This is a genomic window from Tenacibaculum maritimum NCIMB 2154 (genome assembly GCF_900119795.1).
In the GTDB taxonomy this organism is placed as follows: domain Bacteria; phylum Bacteroidota; class Bacteroidia; order Flavobacteriales; family Flavobacteriaceae; genus Polaribacter; species Polaribacter maritimus.
In genome coordinates, this window is record NZ_LT634361.1 from 3,181,438 (window position 1) to 3,199,776 (window position 18,339).

Consider the following 18,339-nt stretch of genomic DNA (forward strand, 5'->3'; position numbering starts at 1 on the left):
ACCTATAATTTTTTTAATGCCTGCTTTATCAGTAATTCAACGCTCGCTTCTGGCATTTCTTTCAAAATATTAGTTACCACTTTATCAGCTTGCTTACGTGCAAACCCTAAAACCTCTAAAGCTGATAACGCTTCTTCTTTATTTGTATTGTTTTCAACCACCGAAACTTCATCTAGTTCGAAGGTTTTTAATATCTTATCTTTTAAATCTACAATAACACGTTGTGCTGTTTTTGCACCAATCCCTTTTACGGATTGAATTACAGATACACTCTCAGAAGCAATAGCTTGCTGAACTTCTTTAGACGTCATAGATGACAACATTGTTCTCGCAATACTCGGCCCTACTCCAGATACCGAAACCAATAGTTTAAAAACCTCTCGCTCCGTTTTGTCAAAAAAACCATAAAGGGTATGTGCATCTTCCCTAATAGATAAATGTGTGTACAATTGTACGTTTTCATTTTCAGGAAGCTTGGAAAAAGTATTCAAAGAAATATGCACCAAATAACCTACTCCATTACAATCAACAACAGCATATGTTGGATTTTTTTCTACTAATCTCCCTCTAATTTGTGTAATCATTTTCCTTATTTTTCAAGGTTCTAAAGTAGGAAAATTATTTGTTTTAGGAAACACTAAAAAACCAGCAATTCAAAAAACTAGCAATCCCCTATTTTTTAACAAGAAAAACCAACCTCTTCATTATGCTATTTCTAAAATAATCAACCCCTAACCTTTACAAACGCATTAGCGTAGAATTTAAAAACAAAGTCAAACGAATAGTGCTTTTTTTTCACAAAACACAATACCTATCTATAAAAACTATATTACTAAAAACAAAAAAATCAAACTATAATTTAAATGGAATTATAGTTTGATTTTACACTAAGTTTAATTACACTCATTCTCCTTTAGAAACCAACATGAGCAGCTATACCCTCACTTCTCTTCTCCTTATTTTGGGCATCAACTACTGCCACAGCTGCCATATTTACCATTTCATCTACGCTTGAACCTAATTGCAAAACATGTACAGGCTTACTCAATCCTAAAATGATAGGCCCTATAGACTCTGTTCCATCTATCTGCTTCATTAATTTATATGTAATATTAGCAGCATCTAAATTTGGAAAAATTAGCACATTCACTTTTTCCCCGTTTAACTTAGAAAAGGGAAATTCCTTTGCTAACAGCTCTGGATTCAAGGCAAAGTCTGCCTGCAACTCCCCATCTACAACCACATTTGGAAAATGGCGGTGAATATATGAAACTGCTTCTCTTATTTTTACAGAACTTTCTGATTTTGAAGAACCAAAATTGGAAAAAGACAGCATTGCTACATTAGGCTTCATTCCAAACATCTTTGCTAATCCAGAAGTCAACTGTGTTATTTTTGCCAAATCTTTAGCACTCGGATTGATGTTAATCGTTGTATCTGCTAAAAACATTGGTCCTTGTTTAGTCAACATTAAATTTGTTGCCGCTACACGAGTAATTCCTTTGTCTTTTTCTATAAGCTCTAACATTGGTTTTACAACCGAAGGATATGGTCGAGAATATCCTGTAATTAAAGCATCTGCTTCTCCTTCATTCACCATCATTGCCGCAAAATAATTGCGTTCTCTCATCCATTTTTGAGCTTCTAACAAAGTAATACCTTTTCTTCTTCTCGATTTCCAAAATGCTTCTGCAAAACGATTTCTTCTTTCTTTTTCTTCAGGTATCTTCGGGTCTATAATTGGTATTTCTGCTTCAAAACCTAATTCTTCTTTTAATTCTAAGATTACCTCTTTGTTTCCTAGTAAAATAGGATATCCTATCTTTTCGTCATAAACTCTTTGAGCGGCTTTTAATACATCTAAATGATCCGCTTCCGCAAAAATCACTCGCTTGGGAGATTTTTTTGCTCTATTATGCAGCAATCGAATTTCTTTACTTCCTGTTCCTGATCTATCCATCAATTCTTCTCGGTACTTATTCCAATCTGAAATTGGTTCTTGAGCTACTCCCGAATCCATTGCTGCTTTTGCAATTGCTGGTGGAATTTCATAAATCAACCTAGGATCAAATGGCTTTGGAATTATATATTCTTTTCCAAAAGAAAGACTTACTTCATCATACACAATATTTACTTGTTCTGGCACAGATTGCTTTGCTAGTTCAGCAAGAGCATGCACTGCCGCCATTTTCATCTCTTCATTTATTGTTGTTGCTCGCACATCCAAAGCTCCCCTAAAAATAAATGGAAACCCAAGTACATTGTTTACTTGATTAGGATGATCTGAACGACCAGTTGCCATAATAATATCATCTCGCGTATCAATTGCTAAATCATACGAAATTTCAGGTACTGGATTTGCCATTGCAAATACTATTGGATTTTTAGCCATTGACAATAGCATTTCTGGAGTTACCACATCTCCTTTCGACAACCCTATAAATACATCAGCATTATGCATTGCTTCTTCTAGTGTACGAACATCTTTATCTGTAGCAAATTCAGCCTTTTGAGGAGTTAAACTACCTCTATCTTTTCTAATAACCCCTTTACTATCACACATGATGATATTTTCTCTCTGCACTCCTAGTTTTAAATATAAACGAGTACATGAAATAGCAGCTGCTCCTGCTCCATTGACTACAATTTGAACCTCAGCGGCATTTTTGCCATTAATTTCCAACGCATTTTTCAATGCTGCTGCTGAAATAATAGCCGTTCCATGCTGATCATCATGCATTACTGGAATATCCAACTCTTCTTTCAATCTTCTTTCTATTTCGAAAGCCTCTGGTGCTTTTATATCTTCTAGGTTGATCCCTCCGAAAGTTGGTGAAATTGCCTTTACTGTTTCCACAAACTTATCTACATCTGTAGCATCAACTTCTATATCAAAAACATCTATATCTGCAAAAATCTTAAATAACAATCCTTTTCCTTCCATTACTGGTTTTGATGCTTCAGCACCAATATCTCCTAGCCCTAAAACTGCTGTCCCATTTGAAATTACAGCTACCAAATTTCCTTTAGAAGTATATTTATATACATTCTTTTTGTCTTTCGCTATTTCTAAACAAGGCTCCGCTACTCCTGGTGAATATGCTAAGGACAAATCATGCTGTGTGGCATACTTCTTCGTAGGAGTTACAGCTATTTTCCCTGGCTTCGGTTTTGCATGATACAATAGTGCTTCATGTCTTTTTCGAGAATCATTCATAGGTTATTGTTGTTTGATTAAGCTGACAAATATAGGGTTTTGTTAGCTACTAATTATACGTTAAAAAAAATGAAAAGCTTTTTAAACTGTCTATTTTATTTACTTTTGTTTTAAATTTTAATTTAAAAAACTAAAAAGATGAAAACGCCCCCCAAGACTAAAACTTTAATTGACGAAGAGGTAATATGGGATAAAACCCAAACTATCATCAGCAAAACAGACCCTAACGGAACTATACTATATACTAATGAAGCCTTCTTACAAGCCTCTGAGTATAGTGCTATTGAACTTATTGGTGAACCGCATAATGTGATACGCCATCCTGATATGCCTAAGATTACTTTTAAAATACTATGGGAAGCTTTGAAAAAAGGGAAAAATTTTCATGCGATAGTAAAAAACTTAACTAAAACAGGGAGGTATTATTGGGTTATTACGGACTTCACTACCAATAAAGATGAAAATGGGAATATCATTGGTTACACAGGTAGGAGAAAAGCTGTTCCTGAGGGTGTCGTTGAAAGAATTGAGCCTTTGTATAAAACCTTGCTTGAAATTGAACAACAAAAAGGCGAAAAGGTAAGCGAGCTTTACTTTAAAAATTACCTAGAAGAGGAAGTTGGTAAAGATTACGATACTTTCGTTGTTGATTTATTTGATGAAGAGGTTTCTAAAAATAAAAGCAAAATAAAAAAGGGGCTGAACTGGTTTTTCTTAGGAGAATACAAATAGCTATTACTGCTTTATATTGTTTCGTCATTAAAACAAGCTACACTACTCTTTTTACTTAAACCATAATCATACAAGGTTTTCTTTTTATTTTAAATGATATAATACCCCTATAATACCTTTTTCTTAAAACTATTCAAAGGGGGTATTGTCATTTAACAAAATTCACGCTCCTCTTGGTTTCTTTTTAAGAATAAATAATAATTTAAAACTCCCAAAAAACTATTCAAATAATCTATTTTGTTTATTTTTGTTTCAACTTTTAAAAAATAAATAAAATGAAAACGCCCCCCAAGACTAAACCTATCATTCTTAATGAAGAAGTAAAATGGGATAAAACCCAAACTATTATTAGTAAAACAGATGTACACGGAACTATTCTGTACGCGAACGATGTTTTTTTAGAGGCTTCTGAATACAATGCCATTGAACTTATTGGTGAACCTCATAATATCATACGCCACCCTGATATGCCAAAGGTGACTTTTAAAATATTATGGGATGCTTTGAAAAAAGGAGAGAACTTTCATGCCATAGTTAAAAATTTAACTCGCACAGGAAGGTATTACTGGGTTATTACTGACTTTACCATTGATAAGGACGACGATGGTAATATTATCGGTTATACTGGAAGAAGGAAAGCTGTTCCTGATAGCGTTGTCACTAGAATTGAACCTCTTTATAAAACTTTACTTGAAATTGAACAGCAAAAGGGTGAAAAAGTAAGTGAACTTTACTTTAAAAACTACCTAAAAGAAGAGGCTGGTAAAGATTACGATGCCTTTGTTGTTGATTTGTTCCAGGAAGAAGTTCAGAAAAACAAAAGTAAAATTAAAAAAGGATTGAATTGGTTTTTTATGGGTGAATATAAATAAACAGCCATTATACAATTGAGTAACAATAACTTTGATTGAACTTACTACAAATGTAAATTAACTTTTCGTTAAAAAGTTTTTTTTAACATTCTTAAAAGCAACCCTTTTACATTTTATTCATCTTATTGATAAAACAATAATCATGAAATATTCAATCTTACCAATTTTAATTTTATCTTTAATTCTTAGTAGTTGTAGCGAGAATGATAAAGTAATTACAGGCCAAGAAGATTTTCTTCTTGGGAAAACTTTTTTAACTCCCGCTGGTGTTACTAAAGAAGAATGCGAGCAAATAAAACAGCAAGGTGTTTTTTACAACTGCTTTAGGTCAATGTTTTTTAGTAAAAACGGAGAAAAAAAGGAAGTTAACCTTATTTTCACTGATATTCCTGCTGCATTTGACCAGTACACATTTGAAAATGACACTTTAAAGATAAACACTAAAAATAGTACTTCTGATATTGTTCTGGAAAATCCTATCATATTCGTTTTAAACAAGAATAAAGATGTTTTTACTAGGATTTCTAGCAATAATGAAAGATGGGCTTTAGACCAAGAAGGTAAAGATATTTGGGAATATTTTAAATAATTTTAATTTCCCTAACTTTATGAGTGCTATGCCTTAAAAGAAAAGTGTTGTTTCCTTTTGATATGGAAACAACACTTTTCTTTTATTATTCTTTTAAAAACCGAATATTTCTAGTTAATCCTGAAAACTTTGTTCTTTTAACTGGCGATTTCTTAAATACCTTTCTAAAAGTTTCCTCAGTTACTTCTTCCCAATCTCTTTTAGTCATTTCCAATAAATGCTCTTTTGGCGAAAACAAAGGTTCTGAATGCGCTTTTGAAAAGCGGTTCCAAGGGCAAACATCTTGGCAAATATCACAACCGAACATCCACCCTTCCATCTTATCTTTAAAGGATGCAGGTATCTGATCCTTTAGTTCAATAGTTACATACGAAATGCATTTGCTTCCATCTACAGTACTATTAGGCAAAATGGCATTCGTAGGGCATGCATCTATACATCTTGTACACCTTCCGCAATGATCAGTAACAAACGGATCATCATAAGCCAACTCTAAATCGATGATCAATTCCGCTAGAAAAAAAAAGGACCCTTGTTGCTTTTGAATTAAGAGAGTATTCTTCCCCGTCCAACCCAAACCTGTTTTTTTTGCCCAAGCACGCTCCAAAACAGGAGCCGAATCCACAAAAGCTCTTCCTGACACCTCTCCTATTTCATCATGTATCAATGAAAGCAACTCTCTTAATTTCGTTTTTATTACTTGATGATAATCTTCTCCATAAGCATACTTTGAAATCTTATAAGAATCTTCTTTTTGAACCTTTGGGGGATAATAATTATATGAAAGCGATATTACAGATTTAGCTCCATCAACCAACAATCTAGGATCTAACCGTTTATCAAAATGATTTTCCATATAATGCATTTCTCCATGAAATCCATTTGCCAACCATTGCTCCAAACCAAAAGCTTCTTCTTCTAAAAAAGTAGCTTTAGCAATTCCACAGTCTAAAAAACCTAAACGCTTTGCCTGTTCTTTTATAAATTGAGCGTAATCCTCTTTTTTCAACATTCTATCTTTAACAAGGGCAAAATTACCAAAACTTTTACTTTTATCATTTTATTATGGTTTCTTTACAAAGAAAAGCTGAACTTTGTTTATAATAAAAATTTGTAAAACTCAAACACAATGAAAAAAGCTTATAAGATTGTTATTGGTTTCCTTCTTGTAATTTTTATGTTATTAATTAGCATTCCTTATTTATTTCAAGATAAAATTCTTGGGCTTGTTAAAAAATCTATTAATAATAATATAAACGCACAGGTTGATTTTTCTGATGGCAGCCTCAGTTTATTAAAAAATTTCCCAAACGCTTCCGTACAACTTACAGATGTTTCTGTTATTAACATTGCTCCTTTTAAAGGAGATACTTTATTATACGCCAAGGACATCACTTTAAAATTAAAGCTTACAGAGCTTTTTAAAAGCGCGACCGATCAGTTACGTATCAAATCATTTTCAATTGATAATGCACTTGTAAATATTTTAGTGGATAAAAAAGGAAACACCAATTACGATATTACAAAACCTTCTAACAACAAAGAAAACCCTTCTAAAAGCAGCAGTACTTCTTCTTTTGGCTTGGCAATTAATTCTTATAAGATTTCCAATTCTTCTATAAGATATAATGATCAAAAAGGTAACATACAGCTCTCCTTGATCGATTTAAACCATGCTGGAAGTGGTGATTTTTCTCAAGAAAAATTAAAATTAGCTACTCAAACTTCTTTTATCGTTTCCTTTGGAATGAATGGAACTGCATATGCTAAAAATCAAAATATTTCTTTGGACGCTCTGTTGGACATGGATCTTATTCATAAAAAGTTTTCATTTTTAAAAAACAAAGCTACCCTTAATAATTTACCTTTAATTTTTGACGGATATATTCAATTACATGATAAAAACCAAGAGGTGGCTATTAATTTCAAAACTCCTTCTTCTGATTTTAAAAATTTTTTAAAATTAATCCCTGAAACCTATACCAAAAGTATTTCCGAAGTAAGAACTTCTGGGAATTTTGCTATTAATGGTACTATTAATGGAATTATAGATGACACTACAATTCCTAAATTAGCTATTAGCATTCGTTCTGAAAATGCTTCTCTTAAATACCCTAACCTTCCTAAAGCCGTTGAAAATATTTACATTGATACTCAAATAAAAAACGAGACTGGTAAGGTCAAAAATACGTTTGTTAACATTAATCAATTATCATTTAAAATTGATAAAGACACCTTTTCTGGCAAGGCTAGTATCCATAATTTAACTACAAATCCTACCGTAGATGCCACCTTGAATGGCACCTTAAATTTAGCGAATATCCACCAAGCCTATCCTGTAAATCTTCAAAATGAATTAAGTGGTATTCTAAAAGCTAATTTACATACTAAATTTGACACCAACGCTATTAAAAACAACGTCGTAGAGCGTATTAAAAATGATGGTACCGTAGCACTTAGCGACTTCATCTTTTCTTCAAAAGACATTGTAAATCCTATTGAAATAAAAAGTACAAAGGTAACTTTTACTCCTACTACTATTTCTTTAACAGAGTTTGATGCAAGAACAGGAAAAAGTGACCTGAATGCTACGGGTAAAATAAACAATTTACTAGGTTTTTTACTTTCTAATAAAAAATTACAGGGGAACTTCAATGTCAATTCAACTAATTTCTATGTTAGCGATTTCATGCAAGAGAGCGTTTCTGATACAGAAAACACTCCACAAAAAGAAACTCCTAATTCTCAAAAAACAACAGCTACTGAATCTTTAAAAATTCCTGCTTTTTTAGATTGTACCATACTTGCAGATGCCAAAACAGTGTATTATGACAATCTTACCTTAAAAGATGCTAAAGGATCTTTATTGTTAAAGGATGAAAAAGCAACCTTAAAAGATGTTAACGCTATGCTATTTAATGGTAAAATTGCACTAAATGGAACTATTAATACCAAAGATAAAAAACCAACTTTCAATATGAATCTAGGAATTAAATCTTTTGATATTGCTGATTCTTTTAAGAGTTTAGACTTATTACGTTCATTGAGTCCTATTGCTGGAGCCATGAACGGAAAGTTAAATTCAGAAATTAACCTATCTGGGGGATTAAACAATGATTTTACCCCGAATCTTTCTTCTATTTCAGGAAAAGCTCTTGCTGAATTATTAACTACTAAAATCGATCCTAAAAAAACAAAGGCATTAAGCTTACTAAATGACAAGTTATCTTTTATAGATTTGTCAAAACTTGATTTGTCAGATATCAAAACTCGCCTTTCTTTTAAAAATGGACAAGTAGCTGTTAGCCCTTTTAAAGTGAAGTATAAAGATATTAATATCCTTGTAGGAGGAAGTCATGGATTTGATCAAAGCATGAATTATAATGTTACACTAGACGTTCCTGCAAAATATTTAGGAGGAGAAACCCAAAATCTACTTGCTAAATTAAATAATAAAAACAAAAACATTACTGTTCCGATTTCTGCTACAATCTCTGGTAATATGCAAAGCCCTTCCGTAAAAACGGACATATCCTCTTCTGTTGCAAAACTCAGTCAAAAACTAATCCAAGAACAGAAAAATAATCTTATTAATAATACACTAGGAAATTTATTAGGAAACAAAAAGAAAGATTCTTCTAAAACTAAAAATAATACGGTTAAAAAAGTTACTGATGTTTTAGGGGGCTTATTCGGAAAAAAGAAAAAATAACCCCCTTCTCTAAGCAAAAGAACTGAACTCCCGGGTAAAATAATTTGTTTACTTGGGAGTTTTTAAATACAGAATAAAAGGAATAAATAAAGATGGAGAAATTAGTAGAGTTCCATTGCTAAACAAGTTCTATTTCCACCTAACGACAGGAATTAAGTCTTTGTTTACCACAAACGGAAAGTCCTATACTGAGCTATTTCTAGGGTTTGATAATATTAGGTTTGGAAAATGACGCTTACTACGCATAGATTTTATACGATCTTACCACAAAGGAAAAACAGAAAATATCATTGTATTTAGTATTCAATTATAAAAGTATTTTATCTTTGCATTATGATAAAAATATCTCTTTTATTTTTTGGAATTGCTACCGATTTAGTAGGAAATTCATCCTTAACAATAACGATACCTTCGAATACTTCAGTACAAGAACTACGACAACTTTTAACAACAAAGTTTCCTAATTTAAAACAGATTACCTCTTATGCTGTTGCTGTAAATGAAGAATATGCTTCTAAAGAAACTATATTAACAGCTAATGACACTGTGGCAATCATTCCTCCTGTAAGTGGTGGATAAATCTCCTACTAAAAATACTTATTTAAGGTATTTCCCTACAAAAAAAGTTCCAAAAGGAAGAATAGATAAAAGACAAACAATCCCAAACGTTTTCCCATTCCAATTCAACTCATATTTTAACATAATTGCTAATACGATATAAGCTACAAATAATAATCCATGAGGCATTCCTAACATTTTTACATATTCAGGATTTCCTGCAAAATACTTAATAGGAACTGCTATAAAAAGCAACAATATGTAGGATATTCCTTCTAAAAGACTTACTATTTTAAATATATTATTCATCTGAAATTTTATTAAAAAGTTACCATTAGAGCTAATGAAAAATTACGTCCTGGTGCAGCAACACCAGAAGCAAATTCCTTATAATGCTCATCAAATAAGTTTGTTACACTACCTAAAAGCGCCCAATTTTCATTGAACGTATATTTACTATTAACTCCTATCGTACTCCAACTAGGAGTACCATAGTATTTTTCTAGATCTTTTGTTGCATTTGGATCAACAATGGGAGTTTGCGACTGATTATCAATCCCCTCAACCAAATTATAATCGCTAATATTTTTCTTTGCATTAAACCGAAAACTCGCGCCTGCTTCGAATTTATGATGAACATAATTCAAATCAAAATTACCAAACAAAGGAGGTATTGATGACATCGGATCTCCTGTATCATAAGCTTTTCCTTGGGTATAGGTTACAAAGCCAGATGTTTTCCAGTTTTGATGTAATCTTCCTTCATAACTAGTTGTAAAACCAGCAACATAAGCCGTTCCTTTGTTTATATTAGCAAAAATAGGCAAGTTTTTCACCCCATCGTACTCTATTACACCACTGTCATTTAGCTCAAAACCCTCTCTATAAATATAATTATTCAAAAATGTATAATATACATTTGCCCCTAGCCTAAACTTACGATTATTAAAGTATTTCTGAACCCCTATTTCCGCATTATATGCATGTTCTGGCTTTAAATCCACATTAGGCACAGTAACTTTCCCTCTCTTTTCTCTCACTTTACCTATGTCATCAATATTAGGCGATCGGAATCCTGATGAAATAACTGTATTTAGCTGCCATGTTTTATTAAGTTTATACACATAACCAACAGTTAAGGTTAATGCTGTGTTTTCAGTACTGATATCATTATTAGGCAATTTTATAAAGGTATCATCATTCCATTTTGCCGTTAAATAGGTACTTGTTAAACGTGCCCCTGTATTCAGAGTAGAATTACTACTTATATCTTGCCTATAATCAACATATAATGCAGTACTTAAATAAGTACTTCCCCCATCTGGATAACGAGATTGCACCGGGAAATCTCCAGAAAAACCAGCATATTCACCATCAACTACATTCAGCGTTTTCCCAAAAGAAGTAGAAGCCACATCGTTATAAGCCAATTCAAAACCATAGCCTAAATTTCGCTGTCTTGCCAATGGTACCACAAAATCAGTATTCAAACTATAAACACTTACTGATTCTTTTTTATAAGACCTATCCAAACTTCCAAACTTTCGTTGGATTCTACTTTCTTTAATATTTTGATACGCTAATGTTATGGTTCCTTTATCTAACCATTTTTTCTCCGGACTAATATCCAATTGAGAAGCAGCTAAAAAACGTTGCTGTGGTCCATAATACCATTCTGCAAATTTTAAAGATGACGGATCTGTATCATCTTTAAGCTCAGATAGTTTATCAAACCTAGGAATATCAGAAGATGTAGAATACTGAATATTTACTTTCAAATCTGTTTTCTTTGATAAAGGAACGAATAACTTTTGTAAAAAGTCTGTTTGATCATATCCTGTATTTTTTTGAATATTTGAATCTGAATTCCTTGTTGGATTTTCTTGATAATCTCCATCTAAATTCTCTGAAAAATACGCAATACTTCCCCAATTCTTAAAACCATGAGAGCGGTTTTTCCCCATTTTTAAATCACCAAATTTACTATAAGAAATACTTGTAAAACTTGCCCATTTTTTAAAATTTAACTCTGTTGATATATTTGTTGTGATCTCATTATTTACTGAGGAAAATCTTGAAAAGAGATTCCCTCCAATTTCATTTTCATAAGATATTTTAGGTGTTTTTGTATAATAATGAATAACACCTCCTAGAGCATCGGAACCATAAATTACAGAAGAAGGACCAAATACAACTTCTGTTCTATCTAGTAGATTAGGGCTAATTGTAATTGAATTCTGTAAATGCCCTTTTCTATAAATAGCATTATTCATACGAACTCCATCTACAACAAGTAAAACTCTATTTGACTCCATACCTCTTAACACAGGACTACCTCCTCCAAATTGAGATTTCTGAACCTTTATTCCTGGAATACTTGCCAATAAATCAGCTGATGTTTGCGGAGAAACTCTCTGAATTTCTTTCAAAGAAACTACAGCTATCTGCTCTGCTATTCTATTTAATTTCTCTTTCTTCTTAAAAACAGATAGTACTATTTCATCTAATTGCTCCGATTCTTTTTTTAAGAACACCTGAAATTTGGTTTTCTTTAATATATTTTTTTTAACTTCATACAATGCATAAGAAACATGAGAAAAATAAATCACCTCTGTTCTTTTGAAGTCAGAAATATCCACTACTCCATCTTCATTAGTTACTGTAGATATTGTTTGTAACTTATTAAACAAAACCACTTCTTCAACTGGCTTACCTGTTTCAGCATCTAAAACAGTAACTTTTTGAGCCATCGCAGATAAACTAACAAGAGAAAAAAGGAAAATATAAAAATAGTTCATTTAGCTAAATATAGTTTCTAACACATCTAAAGATTTGGGTTTTCTAAACCCTTCCAAATGTAGTTCAAAATATCGAATTATCATTCGTAATACCTTTTGTCTTTCACTTTTATTAAAAGAGACTTTTCCTATGCTATCAAAATTTATGCCTAATAACTTTTTAAACTGACTTAACTCATCTCCTGATATTATCAATTTTTCATATGCTATATCTGTAAAACTCCCTTCTATAAGGCTAAAATGCTGTTTTTGTTGATTAGAAACATCTGGGTAAAATCCTAAATAACGAGATAAATTTAATAAAAAAAGCAAATGAAAATTGGAGATAGAGTCATGAGTATCTAACCAGATTAGTGCCGCTTCAACATAGCTATATAATTGAATATTTTCTTCTTCTTCTCTAATAACCCCAGATAGCACCTCCGATAAAAATAGCACTATAGACTGCTTAATTATTGATGTATAGATAGTATTATACGGATTAATTATTTGCGCTTCCTTAATGCTATTCAATGTTTTTTTATTGTTATGACTTGCCGTTATTTGAAGTTGAGTTAATGGCTGAAAATAAGCTGCTTTTAATTTGCCTTTTTTAGATTTCAATACTCCTCTAAGCATATAAGATTTCACTCCTTCCTCCTCTGTAAAACACTTTACAATAAGACTAGAATCACTATACTTAAGAGCGCTAAGTACAATTGATTTTGTAGATATAACAGCCATTATTCTATTAATTAACAATTGCTATTTTGGTAGTTGATGTTTCAGTTCCTTCTTTATTAGAAAGTAACACTATATATACACCAGAAGCCACCTGCACTCCTGCTAGATTCCGTTTATCCCAAACAACTTTTCCTCCTTGTAATTCTTGCCCTTCAACCACATTGGTTTCATACACTAAATTTCCTGATATATCTACTATTTTTACATTTGTTCCTTTTGGTAAATGCGTACCATTTCTTCCATCTATGGTTACACTTGAATGTTTACTTAGTACTGGATTTGGATAGGCATATACTTCTTTTAACTCTTCTCCAAAAGAAGCTACCTTACTATTATAAACTACAATTCCCTTGTTGGTAGCGAAATACACTTTTCCTGTAGCAATATCCACTTCAATCTTTAAAATTTTATTAGAAGGTAAAGGCGAATTATCTTTATTAAAACTACTCAGGGTTTTTTGACCATTAGGGTTTGTGTATAGCACTCCTCCATTTTCTGACCCAAACCATTTGTTATCAGCACCATCAACTGCAATTGTGTTAATGGTTTGATCTCCTAGCAATTTCTTAGGAATACCATCATCTAAAATGATTATTGGCTCTGCATCATACCTGTTTGTCTCAAATATATTAGATGCATTATTGTAAACAACCATTCCTGAGAGTGTCCCTAACCAAATTCGGTTATTATGATCTACCGCTACTGTTCTTACATTTAAATTCGGTAAGCTTCCTTTTGTTACCTCAGTAGTTAATGCACGTTTCCTATTTCCTTTTTCATTATAGATGTAAACTCCATTCCTTCGAGTTCCAATCCATAGTGTATTATTTTTATCAATAACTATGTCATTCATTCCAAAGGCATTATTAGCAAACAAACTCTCTAAATCAAAGCTACTCCATTGCCCTGATGCATTTCGCTTATTTAATTTAGTATCTACACCTACATTTGTAACCCATAGATTTCCTCGATCGTCAAAAACAGTCCCACTAACCCTAACAGTTATTCTCCTTGGGTAAGTAGCAGGGATATACTCCAAAGAACTGTTGTTATGATTATAAAAATTGACTATTCTGGTTCCGTTTACTTCTAAAAGACCTCCACTTGCAACAGAATTTTCATTAGTAGTATCTCCCATTGAACTGATAAAAACTTGTTCACTATCATTCGGATTAATAGAAATATGATTTAAATCTGTAACAGGAAACGAAGGATTAAAAGGTGTATTAATCCAATTCCTTCCATCAAAAAAAGAAAAACCTTTTCGATATCCTAATGGTGTATATACCTGATCATAACCTCCATAAACTACCCATAACTTATTGTTTGCACTTGCAATTGAAAAAACATCATTAGATAGTGGTCCTTCTGGATGAATTTCTTCAAATACTTGTGGAGTACTCATAGTACTTTTTAAAAGTCCGTATTCTTTTGTTCCTAAAAAGAAATCATTCTCAATAGTATTTGCACTATTAAGTGTAAAATTAAATTCTGGTATATTCTTAATCTCTGCAACTATATTTAACAACTGATTATAAACTAATACCTTCTTATTTAGAGCTACCGTTAAGAAATCTGAAGAAGCTTTCAAATCCATTATTTCCTCAGAATAATTCGCAATCTGAGTAATTGTTCCATTAGCATTCACCTCGACTAATTTAGACGAATCAGCTGCAAAAATCTTATTCTTAAAAACCATTACCTTTTGGTAATTCCCTACAAAACTTAAATTCCAATTTTGAAAATCAATGAGATTATTACTATTTATAGTAGCTATATAGATACCTTTATTAGATGCCACATATATCTTTTCCTCTAAAAAAGTTGTTTGTTTTACATTGACCTCAGAGGAGCCATTTCCTATAAAATACGTATCTCCAAACTCCAACTTTTTTATATCATACACCACAATAGCGAATGAAGTTGATACGTATAATTTATCATTATATTCTGAAATGTTATTAATTCTTTTTTCTCCTGACTGATTAAAATTTGTTATATCTGGAGAAATAGTAATTCTTCCATCATTATCTACAACTTCTATTAGTCCGTTTTCATAACCAATAACTAAACGTTCATATTTTTTACTATAATACATCGCTGTTATTGTTTCTCCTGATAATCCATTTACAGAAGACAATTTTTCTATGCTCTGGTCTTCGATATGATACACAAATACAGCGTTATCTACAATAGCATAGATCAATTTATCTACCTTTACAAAATCCTTTACATTATTATATGAGTAAAAATCTTCCCATCTATCACTGAAATCAGTTTGAGCTTCAGTAAAAAGAGATATCATAAATGCTAAAAAAAAAATACTTTTTTTCATAATAGAACTCAAAGATATTCAATAATAACGATAAAATCGATACATTCGTGCAAATTTGACATCAACTCTTATGGCTGTAGAAATAGAACGAAAATTCTTAGTAACTTCTAATCATTTCAAAAAAGAAAGCTTTCAAAAAAAATATATAAAACAAGGTTTCTTAAATTCTAATAAAGAACGTGTTGTTAGAGTAAGAATTAATGACAACAAAGGTTTTTTAACGATAAAAGGTGCTTCTAATAAAACAGGAACAACTCGATTTGAATGGGAGAAAGAAATTGATTTACAAGAAGCCAACGATCTTCTTGATTTATGCGAAAAAGGAATTATTGAAAAATATAGGTATCTAGTTTCATCAGCACCTCACCTTTTTGAAGTAGATGAATTTGTTGGTGATAATGCTGGTTTAATTATTGCCGAGATAGAGCTACAGCATGAATCAGAAAACTTTAAAAAGCCTGAATGGTTAGGAAAAGAAGTTACTGGTAAAAAGGAGTATTACAATTCAAATCTTAGTAAATTTCCCTTTAATAAATGGCATTAAAAAAGCTCGGATATAAGTGTCTCCGAGCTTTTTTCTAAATTCAAATCCCCCAAATTTGAACATTTTCGTTTAAAGATTAAGTATATATCCTTACTATATTCTTCTCTTTAACTGAGGCTAAATTAGCCCCTTTATGTCAGAAAAAACAATGTTTTTTATAGTTAGCATTAAATAGTTTATAATTGGGGTGTTTTTTACAATAATCGGCTATCCTCGTATTTTAAAGGAAAAACAATCACAACTTCTGTACCTGTTGTTTCTGAATCAGAAATATCTTGAATACGAATACTTGTCTCTTCATCTGGGTACATTATTTTTAATCGTTCTTCAACAATTTGTATTCCAAAAGACTTTCTTTTTATCAAATTATTCAATTTCCTCCTCTGACTTTCTTCACATCCAATACCATTATCTTTGATTCTCGCTACTACGCTTTTTCCTTCTTTTAATATTTCAAGTTCTAATTTTTTTTCCCCTTTTTTAAGACTTAATCCGTGCCAAATTGAATTTTCTACAAAAGGTTGCAAAAAAAATGGTATTACTGCTAAGTCTTCAGAAGATAAATTTTCATCTACCATTTGACGAAAACTAAAACTATCTTTTAATCTCACTTGCTCTAATTTTATATAGATAGATAATATTTTCAACTCCTCACTCAAGGGGATCGTATTATTATTTGTTGTTTGTAAAACATTTCTGATCAAAGAAGAAAACTTAGCAATATAATCTGATGCTTCTTCTATTTTATTTTGAATTACAAAATTATTAATTGAGTTTAGTGAATTAAATAAAAAATGAGGATTCATTTGACTCTTTAACACTGTCATTTTTAATCGTGCTATCTGATTCCTTTGCTTCAATAAACTTACCTCTACCTCTCTCTTTCTTTCTGCTATTTCATTATAATAATTTCCTATAATCACTGCAAAAATGGTACTTTGAATAATTGCTCCTACAAAATAATAAAACATTCTATGCACAGGAATAGCTACTAGATAAAGATCTCCTTTTATCATTTTAATAGAACTAATATTAGCTAACATTAAAAACAAAATGGATCCCGACAGTAAATAAAAAATTTGCTTTGTTCTTTTTTTAGATAACATATAAAACACATATAACGCGCAAAAAGAAGCAAAAGGGACAGAATAGGCTACTACTTTTTTTTGAGCTTCATACCCCAAAAAGAACTGAGTAACAATTAACAAAAAAGCAATTGCCAAGAAACCCCGCGACAGGTATTTTACCACTAAATATATCTTAGGAAAACTTTCCTTACTATTTATGAGCGTATTAGAAAAACAAACGAAATAAAAATATCCCACATATTGCATTGAAAAGCTAATATATTGGTAATAATACTGAATTGCTTCGTTGGTAAAAACATCTCTAATTAAATAAATTGTCAAACAAAAAAGATAAGCCGTATAGTATTTATGAAGGGCATCTTTATTTTGTATATAAATAATAAGATGATACACAAAAAGCATCAATAATGCACCTCTTATACACGAATAAAAAGCAGAATTAATATCTAGTAACATTTATTTATCAAGATATAACTTTTCCATCAATTCACTTTTCTTGCTTCTACTTACACTAACCCTTGCTCCATCTTTCATTGTAAGCTCATTCACTCCTTTGTTATACTCTATTACAAAATCTAAATTTATTACATACGAATTATGAACTCTAAAAAACTCTGGGAAATTAAATTTCTTTTGAATGTCTTTTAATGTTTTTGTTGCTATTATTTTTTTTCCCGAAGTCAAATAAACAGAAGTATAACTTCCATCTGACTTTAAATACAAAACTGTTTCTTTAGAAATCAAATATATTCTTCCGTCCGCAGAAATATTTATTTTTGTGGCAACATTTCTACTCTCAACTTCTTTTTTTACCTGAACTAAAACCAACGTTAACTCATCTATATCAATAGGCTTCAATAAATAATCGAATGCCTTTGCTTTGATAGCTTTTATACCATACTCATCATAAGCTGTGGTGAAAACCACTTTAAAATTTCTCTCTGAAAACTGACTAATAAATGAAAAACCATCCATTTCGGGCATCTGTATATCCAAAAAAACAATCTCTGGAGCTATTTCCTTTACCAATTTAACTCCTATTACAGGAGAACTACACTTTGTGATGTGAACATCCTCAAAAACTCTCTTTATTTTCCATTCTAACGCTTCTAAAGCATCTCTTTCATCATCAATCAATACTATTTTTAACATCTCTATTATTTATTTTACT

Annotated in this window: 15 protein-coding genes; 6 read left to right on the top strand and 9 right to left on the bottom strand. The window is 31.4% G+C overall.

The window, feature by feature from the left end:
* Positions 1-2 precede the first annotated feature (2 nt).
* Positions 3-584 (bottom strand): Holliday junction branch migration protein RuvA, encoded by a 582-nt coding sequence (gene ruvA, locus MARIT_RS14250; protein WP_024740160.1) that lies wholly within the window; start codon positions 582-584, stop codon positions 3-5.
* A 329-nt stretch (positions 585-913) separates the two neighbouring features.
* A complete protein-coding gene (locus tag MARIT_RS14255; RefSeq protein ID WP_100211858.1) occupies positions 914-3,217 on the bottom strand; it encodes an NADP-dependent malic enzyme in 2,304 nt (767 codons plus the stop codon).
* A 138-nt stretch (positions 3,218-3,355) separates the two neighbouring features.
* Between MARIT_RS14255 and MARIT_RS14260 the strand changes: the two genes are divergently transcribed.
* The 3 genes from MARIT_RS14260 to MARIT_RS14270 all read left to right on the top strand — a co-directional run bounded on the left by MARIT_RS14260 (position 3,356) and on the right by MARIT_RS14270 (position 5,410).
* Positions 3,356-3,949, top strand: coding sequence for a PAS domain-containing protein (locus MARIT_RS14260; protein ID WP_024740162.1), 594 nt, complete (start codon positions 3,356-3,358; stop codon positions 3,947-3,949).
* 275 nt (positions 3,950-4,224) lie between these two features.
* The gene (locus MARIT_RS14265; protein WP_024740163.1) at positions 4,225-4,821 is read left to right on the top strand and encodes a PAS domain-containing protein; all 597 of its coding nucleotides are present in this window, start codon (positions 4,225-4,227) and stop codon (positions 4,819-4,821) included.
* A gap of 142 nt (positions 4,822-4,963) precedes the next feature.
* The gene (locus MARIT_RS14270; RefSeq protein ID WP_100211859.1) at positions 4,964-5,410 is read left to right on the top strand and encodes a hypothetical protein; all 447 of its coding nucleotides are present in this window, start codon (positions 4,964-4,966) and stop codon (positions 5,408-5,410) included.
* Positions 5,411-5,495: 85 nt separating this feature from the next.
* Here MARIT_RS14270 and queG read toward each other — a convergent pair whose 3' ends face one another.
* On the bottom strand, positions 5,496-6,422 hold the full coding sequence (gene queG / locus MARIT_RS14275) for a tRNA epoxyqueuosine(34) reductase QueG (RefSeq protein ID WP_100211860.1): 927 nt from the start codon (positions 6,420-6,422) through the stop codon (positions 5,496-5,498).
* 117 nt (positions 6,423-6,539) lie between these two features.
* Here queG and MARIT_RS14280 point away from each other — a divergent pair, with 117 nt between their 5' ends.
* Positions 6,540-9,122 carry an AsmA family protein gene (locus tag MARIT_RS14280; protein ID WP_100211861.1) on the top strand — a complete coding sequence of 861 codons (2,583 nt, stop codon included), beginning with the start codon at positions 6,540-6,542 and terminating at the stop codon, positions 9,120-9,122.
* A 333-nt stretch (positions 9,123-9,455) separates the two neighbouring features.
* Positions 9,456-9,701 (top strand): molybdopterin converting factor subunit 1, encoded by a 246-nt coding sequence (gene moaD / locus MARIT_RS14290; RefSeq protein WP_231975161.1) that lies wholly within the window; start codon positions 9,456-9,458, stop codon positions 9,699-9,701.
* 18 nt (positions 9,702-9,719) lie between these two features.
* Here moaD and MARIT_RS14295 read toward each other — a convergent pair whose 3' ends face one another.
* From MARIT_RS14295 to porZ, 4 genes are read right to left on the bottom strand one after another with little or no spacing between them, the layout of a single operon-like run.
* The gene (locus MARIT_RS14295) at positions 9,720-9,989 is read right to left on the bottom strand and encodes a DUF3817 domain-containing protein (RefSeq protein WP_024740169.1); all 270 of its coding nucleotides are present in this window, start codon (positions 9,987-9,989) and stop codon (positions 9,720-9,722) included.
* A gap of 11 nt (positions 9,990-10,000) precedes the next feature.
* Positions 10,001-12,478 (bottom strand): TonB-dependent receptor, encoded by a 2,478-nt coding sequence (locus MARIT_RS14300; protein WP_100211862.1) that lies wholly within the window; start codon positions 12,476-12,478, stop codon positions 10,001-10,003.
* Positions 12,479-13,201 carry a DNA repair protein RecO gene (recO, locus tag MARIT_RS14305; RefSeq protein WP_024740171.1) on the bottom strand — a complete coding sequence of 241 codons (723 nt, stop codon included), beginning with the start codon at positions 13,199-13,201 and terminating at the stop codon, positions 12,479-12,481. It lies immediately after the preceding gene.
* A 7-nt stretch (positions 13,202-13,208) separates the two neighbouring features.
* Positions 13,209-15,536, bottom strand: coding sequence for a type IX secretion system anionic LPS delivery protein PorZ (porZ, locus tag MARIT_RS14310; RefSeq protein WP_100211863.1), 2,328 nt, complete (start codon positions 15,534-15,536; stop codon positions 13,209-13,211).
* 70 nt (positions 15,537-15,606) lie between these two features.
* Here porZ and MARIT_RS14315 point away from each other — a divergent pair, with 70 nt between their 5' ends.
* Positions 15,607-16,080: a CYTH domain-containing protein gene (locus tag MARIT_RS14315; RefSeq protein ID WP_024740173.1), complete on the top strand. Its 474-nt coding sequence runs from the start codon at positions 15,607-15,609 to the stop codon at positions 16,078-16,080.
* 194 nt (positions 16,081-16,274) lie between these two features.
* Here the strand turns inward: MARIT_RS14315 and MARIT_RS14320 are convergent, their stop codons facing one another.
* Positions 16,275-17,624, bottom strand: a complete 1,350-nt coding sequence (locus tag MARIT_RS14320; protein WP_024740174.1) for a sensor histidine kinase — start codon at positions 17,622-17,624, stop codon at positions 16,275-16,277.
* A complete protein-coding gene (locus tag MARIT_RS14325; protein ID WP_024740175.1) occupies positions 17,625-18,320 on the bottom strand; it encodes a LytR/AlgR family response regulator transcription factor in 696 nt (231 codons plus the stop codon).
* Between the last annotated feature and the right edge of the window lie 19 nt (positions 18,321-18,339).

Coding starts and splice junctions, on each gene's coding strand:
- ruvA (WP_024740160.1), bottom strand. CDS start 584: ATGATTACACAAATTAGAGGGAGATTAGTAGAAAAAAATCCAACATAT.
- MARIT_RS14255 (WP_100211858.1), bottom strand. CDS start 3,217: ATGAATGATTCTCGAAAAAGACATGAAGCACTATTGTATCATGCAAAA.
- MARIT_RS14260 (WP_024740162.1), top strand. CDS start 3,356: ATGAAAACGCCCCCCAAGACTAAAACTTTAATTGACGAAGAGGTAATA.
- MARIT_RS14265 (WP_024740163.1), top strand. CDS start 4,225: ATGAAAACGCCCCCCAAGACTAAACCTATCATTCTTAATGAAGAAGTA.
- MARIT_RS14270 (WP_100211859.1), top strand. CDS start 4,964: ATGAAATATTCAATCTTACCAATTTTAATTTTATCTTTAATTCTTAGT.
- queG (WP_100211860.1), bottom strand. CDS start 6,422: ATGTTGAAAAAAGAGGATTACGCTCAATTTATAAAAGAACAGGCAAAG.
- MARIT_RS14280 (WP_100211861.1), top strand. CDS start 6,540: ATGAAAAAAGCTTATAAGATTGTTATTGGTTTCCTTCTTGTAATTTTT.
- moaD (WP_231975161.1), top strand. CDS start 9,456: ATGATAAAAATATCTCTTTTATTTTTTGGAATTGCTACCGATTTAGTA.
- MARIT_RS14295 (WP_024740169.1), bottom strand. CDS start 9,989: ATGAATAATATATTTAAAATAGTAAGTCTTTTAGAAGGAATATCCTAC.
- MARIT_RS14300 (WP_100211862.1), bottom strand. CDS start 12,478: ATGAACTATTTTTATATTTTCCTTTTTTCTCTTGTTAGTTTATCTGCG.
- recO (WP_024740171.1), bottom strand. CDS start 13,201: ATGGCTGTTATATCTACAAAATCAATTGTACTTAGCGCTCTTAAGTAT.
- porZ (WP_100211863.1), bottom strand. CDS start 15,536: ATGAAAAAAAGTATTTTTTTTTTAGCATTTATGATATCTCTTTTTACT.
- MARIT_RS14315 (WP_024740173.1), top strand. CDS start 15,607: ATGGCTGTAGAAATAGAACGAAAATTCTTAGTAACTTCTAATCATTTC.
- MARIT_RS14320 (WP_024740174.1), bottom strand. CDS start 17,624: ATGTTACTAGATATTAATTCTGCTTTTTATTCGTGTATAAGAGGTGCA.
- MARIT_RS14325 (WP_024740175.1), bottom strand. CDS start 18,320: ATGTTAAAAATAGTATTGATTGATGATGAAAGAGATGCTTTAGAAGCG.